A 1499-nucleotide genomic window follows, 5' to 3' on the forward strand; every position below is an offset into this window, starting at 1 on the left:
ACGACCATGACCGATACCGACACGCCCGCACTAGCAAGCTAAAACCCCAAACGAGAGGAAAACGCCGTTACACCACTACAAGGGACTTGACCCTTTGCGATCTCACCAATGGTGTGCTTACCGTCGAGTAATTCGATGGTGGAGACGAGCTTGCCTGACTCCGAGTCGTCGGTCAGTGTAGTGGAGGTCGGGTTCCAGACCCCCTGTCGGAACTCCACCCGGTTGACATCATGAACGACCACCGAGTAGCGGTTCTTGACGCCATAAAAACTGTTCTCTTGCGTGCTCACGAAGTTCTCCTCCCAACAATGACGGAATGAATATAGGTTTCAAAAAGCCCGTCGATGCCGAGAAGGTCATGCACCTCATCGTCACACAGGCTTCCGCACTCCACGGCTCCCAACTCGAGTGCGGATGCGGCCAATCCCATGGACGCGGCAACGTGTCCGGCTTCGACAAACAGGAACCGCAGCCCCCGGGCTCCGTACTTCCGCATCGACCGCCACGGGCGACCAGCAAGAATGAAGACGGCTGAGGCGCGCGATAGGTGATCCTGGTCGGGTGGGGAGATGCAGGTGTCAACGATGCGTGCCGCATCGCCAGCATTAGGCGTGCGTATCAGTGCATGACGTCGCTTGTCGTACCGGTGAACGACCGGGGCCAGGCCCTCGACCCGTAGGGGCAGTACGTACGCGTCGATCGGTCTGAGGCCCCCGCCGTTGGCCGCCGCATAGAAGAGGGAACTGGACTTGGCCGCCGTCGCTGAGTTCTACGCGGGCCCGTCCGGTTTCAGCGATGCTGTGCCCGATGATGTCGGTGAGCTGCTGGAGGGACATCTCTTCTGATGCGAAGGAGCGGCGGCTGCGTCGTCCCGCGACAGCGCTACCGAGAGTCGTGTCTATGGCCTGTGGAGACGGAAGAGGAACCACATCGTCGGGATGAGCATCTTCCTGGCCGATGAGTGAGACTGTTCGCAGGCCGTCATCGTTGAAGTAGGGGCGTGTGGAAATCTGTACTCTCACGTCGCCTCGCACCATTCGGGAAGCGAGTAGGTACTGTTCCGCGATTCGGCTACTCGGCCCCTGCCCCAGGGTTCGATGTGTCAACTCAGATGAGCGTAGTCCGGTTGACTGAATGGACGGCTGCCAAGTCTTGTAGCCGTTGTTGATGGCGAGATGCCTCAGCTCAGATGACGACAGGCAAGGGCCGTTGTCTGCCTCCGCGGAGTCTTGTGCTGCGTGGCTCGTTGTCTCACGAGTGAATCTGTCCGGCATATGTCCTCCTCTAAGTTCTCTGCCAGCCTTCGGCGACACATGTGCCGGGGCATCGGCCTCTGGGAGCGAGTACCGCCCCCAGAGGCCGACTCCGTTGGCGCGCCCGCACGGGTGCGAGCGTGTCAACGGTGGCGGTCAAGTCCCTTGTAGTGGTGTAACGGCGTTTTCCTCTCGTTTGGGGTTTTAGCTTGCTAGTGCGGGCGTGTCGGTATCGGTCATGGTCGT

1 protein-coding gene and 1 pseudogene are annotated in these 1499 nt (G+C 60.0%); both read right to left on the minus strand.

The features are described from left to right. Positions 1 to 38: 38 nt before the first annotated feature. The gene (locus BSZ39_RS12785) at positions 39 to 290 is read right to left on the minus strand and encodes a hypothetical protein (protein WP_073717674.1); all 252 of its coding nucleotides are present in this window, start codon (positions 288 to 290) and stop codon (positions 39 to 41) included. Next, a pseudogene (locus BSZ39_RS15200) lies at positions 287 to 721 on the minus strand (SagB/ThcOx family dehydrogenase); the annotation flags it as partial. The pseudogene BSZ39_RS15200 and the gene BSZ39_RS12785, both read right to left, overlap by 4 nt. Between the last annotated feature and the right edge of the window lie 778 nt (positions 722 to 1499).

It is taken from the genome of Bowdeniella nasicola (genome assembly GCF_001907295.1).
Taxonomy (GTDB): Bacteria; Actinomycetota; Actinomycetes; order Actinomycetales; family Actinomycetaceae; genus Bowdeniella; species Bowdeniella nasicola.